An 8,556-nucleotide genomic window follows, 5' to 3' on the forward strand; every position below is an offset into this window, starting at 1 on the left:
GTCCGCAGCCAGCGGATTATCCTCCTCCGCGGCCCGGTGCACCTCGGCGATCAGCCGCGACCCGTACGCGTCATCGGCGATCGTCCGCGCGAACCCCGCCGTCCCCCGCACCGCCGTCGTCTCGGCAGCGATCTCGCCGATGAGTCCGGCCGACGGATAGAGCGTCGCGTAGGCCCACCCCTCCTCGACCCCCGCCCGCGCGGTGTGCGGCACCTCGGGGTTGATCATGACGACGGTCCCGGGCCCGGCCCGTACGACCCCCTCCGGCAGCCCGACCTCCTCGACGCCGAGGGTGACGGCCCCGAAGACGAAACCGTCGTGCGAATGCGCCGGAAAGTCATGATCCACATACCGCGCCCGCAGCAGATCGAGCCCGGGCAGACTCCGGTACCGCCAGTGCCTGGCCCACTGCCCCGCTCCCCCGGCCGCGGCCGTGTTCTGCGCCCCGCTCATACGCCAAGTCTGCGACTTGTCAGTGCCGGGGTGCACGATGGTTCACATGGCGAGAACAGTGCTGGATTCGTTCGCCCCGGCCACCAAGGCGTGGTTCGAGGGCGCCTTCGCCGCGCCCACGCCCGCGCAGGAGGGCGCCTGGCGCGCCATCGCCGAGGGCTCCGACGCCCTCGTCGTGGCGCCCACCGGCTCCGGCAAGACCCTCGCCGCCTTCCTCTCCGCGCTGGACACCCTCGCCGCAGGCCCGCCCCCCGCCGAGACCAAGAAGCGCTGCCGGGTGCTCTACGTATCGCCGCTCAAGGCCCTCGCGGTCGACGTCGAGCGCAATCTCCGCTCCCCGCTCACCGGCATCCGCCAGGAGTGCGTCCGCCAGGGCCTCCCGGAGCCGGACATCCGCGTGGCGATCCGCTCGGGCGACACCCCGCCCGCCGAGCGCCGCTCGATCCAGAACCGTCCGCCGGACATCCTGATCACCACCCCGGAGTCGCTCTTCCTGATGCTGACCTCGGCATCGCGGGAAGCCCTCGCCGGCGTGGAGACGGTCATCCTCGACGAGGTCCATGCCGTGGCCGGCACCAAACGCGGCGCCCACCTCGCCCTCTCCCTGGAGCGCCTGGACGAGCTGCTCCCCCGCCCTGCCCGCCGCATCGGCCTGTCCGCGACCGTACGGCCGGTGGACGAGGTCGCGCGCTTCCTCTCGCCGCAGCGCCGAGTGGAGATCGTCCAGCCGCCGTCGGGCAAGGAATTCGACCTCTCCGTGGTCGTCCCCATCGAGGACATGGGCGAGCTGCAGGGCTCCCCGGCCACGGAAGACGGCCCCGGCGACAAGCCCTCCATCTGGCCGCACGTAGAGGAAAAGATCGCCGACCTCATCGAGGCCCACCGCTCCACCATCGTCTTCGCCAACTCCCGCCGCCTCGCCGAGCGCCTCTGCAACCGCCTCAATGAGATCGCGTACGAGCGCACCTTCGGGGAGGCGATGCCCGACGACGCGCCGCCCCCGGCCGAGATCATGGCCCAGTCCGGCGCCGCGAAGGGCGCCGCCCCACTCCTCGCCCGCGCGCACCACGGCTCCGTATCGAAGGAGCAGCGCGCCCAGGTCGAGGAGGACCTCAAGGCGGGCCGGCTGCCCGCCGTGGTCGCCACGTCCAGCCTCGAGCTCGGCATCGACATGGGCTCGGTCGACCTCGTCGTCCAGGTCGAGTCGCCACCCTCCGTCGCCTCCGGGCTGCAGCGGGTCGGCCGCGCGGGCCACCAGGTGGGCGCGGTCTCCCGCGGCGTGGTCTTCCCGAAGTACCGGGGCGACCTGGTCCAGTCCGCCATCGTCACGGAGCGGATGCGCGACGGCGCGATCGAATCCCTCCGCATCCCGGCGAACCCGCTCGACGTCCTGGCCCAACAGGTCGTCGCCATGGCCGCGATGGACACCTGGGACGTGGACGAGCTGCTGACCCTGGTCCGCCGCGCCGCCCCGTTCTCGTCCCTGCCCGAATCGGCGTACACCGCGGTGCTGGACATGCTCGCCGGCCGCTATCCGTCCGACGCCTTCGCCGAGCTCCGCCCCCGCCTGGTCTGGGACCGGGTGGCGCACACAGTCACCGGCCGCCCCGGCGCCCAGCGCCTCGCGGTCACCTCGGGCGGCACGATCCCGGACCGCGGCCTGTTCGGCGTCTTCCTGGCCGGTTCCGACCCGAAGAAGGGCGGCGGCCGGGTCGGCGAGCTGGACGAGGAGATGGTCTACGAGTCCCGGGTCGGCGATGTCTTCACCCTCGGCACCACGTCGTGGCGGATCGAGGACATCACCCGCGACCGGGTCCTGGTCTCGCCGGCGCCCGGCGTCCCCGGCCGCCTGCCCTTCTGGAAGGGCGACCAGCTCGGCCGCCCGCTGGAGCTGGGCCGCGCCCTCGGCGGCTTCCTGCGCGAGATCGGCTCGATGGAGTCCGAGGCCGCCCGCGACCGCCTCAAGGCGGCGGGCCTGGACACCTTCGCGGCGGACAACATCCTCTCCTACCTGGACGAACAGCGCCGCGCCTGCGGCCACATCCCCGACGACCGCACCATCGTCGTCGAGCGCTTCCGCGACGAGCTGGGCGACTGGCGGATCGTCGTCCACTCCCCCTTCGGCGCCCAGGTGCACGCCCCCTGGGCCTTGGCCGTAGGCGCCCGGCTCACCGAGCGGCACGGCATGGACGCCCAGGTCATGCACGCCGACGACGGCATCGTCCTGCGCCTCCCGGACGCCGACCTGATGGGCCTCGACCTCGACCTGCTCGACGCCCCGGACCTCGGCAAGGGCGCGGCACCTCTGATTACGGCGGGCGACCCGGAGCAGGCCCCGGTCGGCGCCACCGACGTGCTCTTCGAGAAGGGCGAGGTCGACCAGATCGTCACCGATCAGGTCGGCTCGTCCGCCCTGTTCGCCTCCCGCTTCCGCGAGTGCGCGGCGCGCGCGCTGCTGCTCCCCCGCCGCGACCCGGGCCGCCGCACCCCGCTGTGGCAGCAGCGCCAGCGCGCGGCGCAGCTGCTCCAAGTGGCCAGCGAGTTCGGCTCGTTCCCGATCGTCCTGGAAGCCGTCCGCGAATGCCTTCAGGACGTTTTCGACGTGCCGGGGCTGACCGAGCTCATGGGCGACATCGAGGCCCGCAAGGTCCGCCTGGTCGAGGTCACCACGCAGGAGCCGTCCCCCTTCGCCCGCTCGCTGCTCTTCGGCTACGTGGCCCAGTTCCTGTACGAGGGCGACTCCCCGCTCGCCGAGCGCCGCGCGGCCGCGCTGTCGCTGGACTCGCGGCTGCTGGCGGAGCTGCTCGGGCAGGCCGAGCTGCGCGAGCTCCTCGACGCCGAGGTGCTCGCGGAGCTGGAGCGCGAGCTGCAGTGGCTGACGGACGACCGCAGGGTCAAGGACGCCGAGGGCGTGGCCGATCTGCTGCGGCTGCTCGGTCCTCTGACGTCGGCGGAGCTGGTGGAGCGGGGCGCCGAGCCGGGCTGGGCGCAGGAGTTGGAGGGGGCCCGCCGCGCCATCCGGGTCCGTATCGCGGGCGAGGAGCACTGGGCGGCGATCGAGGACGCCGGCCGGCTGCGCGACGCGCTCGGCACCGCCCTGCCGGTGGGCGTCCCCGAGGCCTTTACGGAGCCGGTGGCCGACCCGCTCGGCGACCTCCTCGCGCGCTATGCCCGCACCCACGGCCCGTTCACCTCCCCCCGGGCCGCCGCCCGCTTCGGCCTCGGCCCCGCGGTGACGGAAGGCGCGCTGCAGCGGCTGGCGGCGGCCGGGCGGGTCGTCCAGGGTGAGTTCCACCCGGCCGGGATCGGCCAGGAGTGGTGCGACGCGCAGGTGCTGCGCCGCCTCCGCCGCCGCTCGCTCGCCGCTCTGCGCGAGGAGCTGGAGCCGGTCCCGCCGGCGGCCCTCGCGGCGTTCCTGCCGCAGTGGCAGCAGGTCGGCACCCGCGGGCTGCGCGGGATGGACGGCCTGGTCCGGGCGATCGAGCAGCTCCAGGGCGCTCCCGTCCCCGCCTCGGCGCTGGAGAAGCTGGTGCTGCCGTCCCGGGTCGGCGGCTATACGCCATCGTTGCTGGACGAGCTGACGTCCTCGGGCGAGGTGGTCTGGGCGGGCGCGGGCGCGCTGCCCGGCAAGGACGGCTGGATCTCCCTCATGCTCGCGGACACCGCCCCGCTCCTCCTCCCCGAGCCGCACCCGCTGGAGCTCACCCCGCTCCACCAGGCGGTGCTGGACGCCCTGGCCGGCGGCTACGGCCTGTTCTTCCGCCAGATCTCCGACCACGTCCGCCGCAGCCACCCGGACGTTACGGACCCGGAGCTGGCCACGGCCGTATGGGACCTGGCGTGGTCGGGCCGGCTGACGAACGACACCCTCGGCGCGCTGCGCGCGCTGCTCGGCTCAGGCCGTACCGCCGGCTCCACCGCCCACCGCGCCAAGCGCCCGACGCCGCGCGGCCGTTACGGCGGCCTGGCGCTGCGCGGCGGCGCCGCCGCCGCGCGCCCGACCGCGTCCCGCCAGGGCCCGCCCACGGTCGGCGGCCGCTGGTCCCTGCTCCCGGCCCGCGAGCCCGACGCCACCCATCGGGCGCACGCCCTGGCCCGTACGCTCCTGGACCGGCACGGCGTCGTCACCCGGGGCGCGGTGGCGGCGGAGGGCGTCGAGGGCGGCTTCTCGGCGGCGTACCGGGTGCTGGCCGCCTTCGAGGAGACCGGCCAGGCCCGCCGCGGCTATGTGGTCGAGGGCCTGGGCGCGGCCCAATTCGCCATGGACGGCGCGGTGGACCGCCTCCGCGCCCTGGCCAACGGCCCCGCCCCCGGCGCCAAGCCCCAGGCGGTGGTCCTGGCCGCCGCCGACCCGGCCAACGCCTATGGCGCGGCGCTCTCCTGGCCGGACCCCCCGGAGGGCTCCACACACAAGCCGGGCCGCAAAGCAGGCGCCCTGGTCATCCTGGTCGACGGCGAGCTGACCCTCTACGTAGAGCGCGGCGGCAAAACCCTCCTGTCCTGGGCAGAGACGGACGACCCCCGCCTCACCACAGCCGCAGAAGCCCTGGCCACCGCGGCCCGCGACGGCGCCCTGGGCACCACAGTCACCATCGAACGCACCAACGGCCGCTCAGCCCTGGACACCCCCCTGGGCGCAGCCCTGGAGGCGGCAGGCTTCCACGCGACTCCCCGGGGCCTGCGCCTACGGGCGTAAAGCGGGCCACAGCTCCGGGCGCCCCGGCCGTCAGACCTCCTCCGGACCGGCCGGCGCGCCCCGCCCCGCGTCCTCCAGCGCGGCGAACACCGCGAGTGCGTCCCGCAGGGCGCCGACATCGTGCGTACGGAGGTAGTCGACGCCGCGCAGCGCCGCGTACAGCTCAGCGGCCAGCGTGGCCGGGCCCGCCTCCGCCGGCGGTCTGCCGGTCACCGCCCGGAGGAAGGACTTGCGCGACGGCGACACCAGCACCGGCACCCCGAAGCGCTCCTTCAGCCGCCGCACCCGGGCCAGCGCGGTCAGCGACGGCCCCGGCGCGGCCCCGAGGAAGTACCCGAGGCCGGGGTCGATGACCAGCCGCTCCCGCCCGATCCCGGCCGCCGTCAGCGCCGCGAGCCGCTCCGCGAAGAACCGCTCGATCCCCCACCACACGGCCTCCGCATCCGTCGCCACCCGAGTCGCGGGCCCCACCCGCTGCACCGAGTGCATGACGACGAGCGTGCAGTCCGACGCCGCCAGCTCGGCGTAGCGCGCGGGGTCCGGAAACCCCTGGATGTCATTGAGGCAAGCGGCACCGTGCGCCGCGGCGAAGCGCTGCGTCTCCGGCAGATACGAGTCCACCGCCACCGGCACCCCCTCGGCCACCAGCCGCTCCAGCACCGGCGCCAGCCGCCGCAACTCCTCCGCCCCGCCCACCTGTTCCGCATCCGGATGACTCGACGCGGGCCCCAGCTCGACGAGATCCGCCCCCTGCGCCCACAACCGCCGCGCGTGCGCGACCGCGTCGTCCGCGGCCAGGTAACGACCGCCGTCCGAGAACGAATCCGCGGTGATATTGACGATGCCGACCACCCGCGGCCGGCCAATCCCGCCCTCCGGAGCATCGCTCCGCACAGCAGCAGGGGCGGATTCCAGATACCGGATAGCCATGTGGCGCCTCCCAGGCCCTAGATCGATCTCCGTTCGATCCCAAGAAGCCCAGGCGCGCGGCACTACGTCACACGGACGGGGCCGCTCCCCGATGGTTACGCCCATCCCGACACGCCAGTCACGACCCGCGGCCAGCCTAGCCGGTCATCACCCCAGCCCCGCCGTCCCGTTCAAGTAAGCCAGCACCGCCCGCACCCGCCGGTTGTCATCATTCGACTCGGCCAGGTCCAGCTTCGCGAAGATGCTGGTCGTGTACTTGCTGACCGCGCCCTCCGACAGCGACAGGACCCGCGCGATCGCCGCATTGGACCGCCCCTCCGCCATCCCGGCCAGCACATCCATCTCCCGCGGCGTCAGCCGCCCGAGCGGCTCGTCCCGCGCGTTGGCCGCCAGCAGCTTCGCGATCACCTCCGGGTCCATCGCCGTGCCGCCACCGGCGACCTGCCGCAGCGAGTCCACGAACTGCCGCGCCGCGAACACCCGGTCCTTCAGCAGATAGCCGACCCCACCGCGCCCGTCCGCCAGCAACTCCCGCGCGTACAACTGCTCCACATGCTGCGAAAGAATCAGCACCGGCAGCTCGGGCCGCTCCCGCCGCGCGGCCAGCGCGGCCTGCAGCCCCTCGTCCGTGAACGTCGGCGGCAGCCGGATGTCGACCACGGCCACATCCGGCTGCTCCTCACGCAGCGCCTTCAGCAGCTCCGTGCCGGTGTCCACCGCGGCACAGATCTCCATGCCGTGCGCCTCCAGCAGCCGGCTGAGCCCGTCCCGCAGCAGGTACTGGTCCTCGGCGAGTACGACGCGCATCCGTCCCCCTTCAGGCCTCATTCGGCCCCCGCAAAGCTCGACTTGTGGAACGCCCGCTGCCGCCGTACCAGCAACGGCAGCCCGGCGAGCCCAAATGCGATCATCGCCGCCGCGGTGGGCCACTGCAACGCCTCCGGCATGTACAGCGCCAGGAACCACGACCGGTTGTCCGGCGTGAACAGCAGCTGCACCGCGGCGACGATCCCCTGCGGGAAGAGCGCGATCGGCACCACCACGGATGCGACGGCCATCTCCCACAGCTGCCGCCGCGTCATCCCGCCCGTACCGCACCCCCCGGCCACCGCCCGGCCGACCGCCACGCCGGCGTCCGTCACCTCCTGGCTCGTCGCGTCGTAAGGCAGCTCGATCGTCACGGTCGTCGGCCCGCCGGCCGGACTGCTCAGCGCCAGCACGCCGTTGGACGGCCCGAGCCGCCGCTCGATCCCGCGCAGCCCGCTGCCGCGCGCCGGATCCGCGCCGCCCCGCCCGTCGTCGGCGACGGTCACCCGCAGGGTGCCGTTCCGCTGCCACAGATCGATCTCCACGCGCTGCGCCCGGGCGTGCTTGGCGGCGTTCGCCAGGGCTTCGGCGACGGCGAAGTACGCGGTCGCCTGCACCGGTTCGGAAACCGGCTCCGGCATATCGGCGCTCACCTCGACCTGCAGCACACTGTCCAGCGCCAGCGCCCGCACGGCATCCACCAGACCGCGCTCGGCCAGCACCGGCGGCCGGATCCCGCGGACCAGCCCGCGCAGCTCCTGCAGCACGGCGGACGAGGACTCCTGCGCCTGCCGCAGCAGCGCCTTCGCGGCGGCCGGATCGTCGTCGACCAGCTCCTCGGCGGCGGATACGGTCATCCCCAGGGCGACGAGCCGCGCCTGCGGGCCGTCGTGCAGGTCGCGCTCGATACGACGCACCTCGGCGGCCTGCCAGTCGGTGGCGGCGGCGCGCTTCTCGTCGACTTCGAGGAGCTTACGGGCGAGGACGGACATCTTCGTCGGCGCGAGCAGCGACCGGGTCCAGGCCGCGTGCAGATCCAGCATCCGCGGCCCGATCCACACGCCGAGGACCAGCATGCCGAGCCCGAGCGGCACCCCGAGGTAGTCCCAGCCCCCCGGAATCCCCAGGAGCGGCATCGTCAGCCCGAAGCCCCCGCAGAGGACGAGCAGCAGCGGCTGCAGGGCGATCCCCGCCCCCACGATCGGGTCGACGAGCAGCCACAGCGCGTCGCGCCAGGTGGCGCGATCACGGACGAGACGTTCGCAGCGCTCCAGGAACTCCGGTACGACACGCGTGCGGAAGGAGATCCCGACCGCGTGGTACCGGCCGTCAGGACCGGGCCGGGCGGGACCGGGGGCGGGGAGATACGGGTCCGGTATCGGGGTCCCGGACCAGGCGCCGCTCAGGCTGCGGCCGAGGTTCGCCACGACCCGGGCGCAGGCGATACCCCAGGGCAGCACGAAGACGAGACCGAGACCGTAAGCGCCCGCGAGGCCGACGACCATGACCGCCGCGGCCATGACCTCCAGGCAGGTGACGGCGAGGATGACGGCTGCGTGCAATGGGGCCTTGAGATACCTACGCGGGCTGGCTGTCATGCGATGGATTCTCCCGCGCTCGTCCAGCGCAACGCCGCCCCTCCACCCCCCGGGATGGAGTGGGCCTGGCCC

At 74.0% G+C, this 8,556-nt stretch carries 5 protein-coding genes and 1 riboswitch; of the genes, 1 reads left to right on the forward strand and 4 read right to left on the reverse strand.

What is annotated here, in order from left to right; all coding sequences use genetic code 11:
- Nucleotides 1–453: AraC family ligand binding domain-containing protein (locus G5C51_RS37140; RefSeq protein WP_206314724.1), on the reverse strand; the 453-nt coding region annotated here is incomplete at its 3' end.
- 46 nt (nt 454–499) lie between these two features.
- Between G5C51_RS37140 and G5C51_RS37145 the strand changes: the two genes are divergently transcribed.
- Complete coding sequence (locus tag G5C51_RS37145; RefSeq protein WP_165244500.1) at nt 500–5,149, forward strand: Lhr family ATP-dependent helicase; 4,650 nt, start codon at nt 500–502, stop codon at nt 5,147–5,149.
- A gap of 30 nt (nt 5,150–5,179) precedes the next feature.
- Here G5C51_RS37145 and folP read toward each other — a convergent pair whose 3' ends face one another.
- The 3 genes from folP to G5C51_RS37160 form a co-directional block, all read right to left on the reverse strand.
- On the reverse strand, nt 5,180–6,079 hold the full coding sequence (folP, locus tag G5C51_RS37150; protein ID WP_206314725.1) for a dihydropteroate synthase: 900 nt from the start codon (nt 6,077–6,079) through the stop codon (nt 5,180–5,182).
- A 39-nt stretch (nt 6,080–6,118) separates the two neighbouring features.
- Nucleotides 6,119–6,211, reverse strand: a riboswitch (ZMP/ZTP riboswitch).
- A gap of 15 nt (nt 6,212–6,226) precedes the next feature.
- Nucleotides 6,227–6,886 (reverse strand): response regulator transcription factor, encoded by a 660-nt coding sequence (locus G5C51_RS37155; protein ID WP_165244502.1) that lies wholly within the window; start codon nt 6,884–6,886, stop codon nt 6,227–6,229.
- Between the two features lie 17 nt (nt 6,887–6,903).
- A complete protein-coding gene (locus G5C51_RS37160; RefSeq protein WP_165244504.1) occupies nt 6,904–8,484 on the reverse strand; it encodes a sensor histidine kinase in 1,581 nt (526 codons plus the stop codon).
- Between the last annotated feature and the right edge of the window lie 72 nt (nt 8,485–8,556).

The sequence above is a fragment of the Streptomyces coryli genome (genome assembly GCF_011044975.1).
In the GTDB taxonomy this organism is placed as follows: Bacteria; Actinomycetota; Actinomycetes; order Streptomycetales; family Streptomycetaceae; genus Streptomyces; species Streptomyces coryli.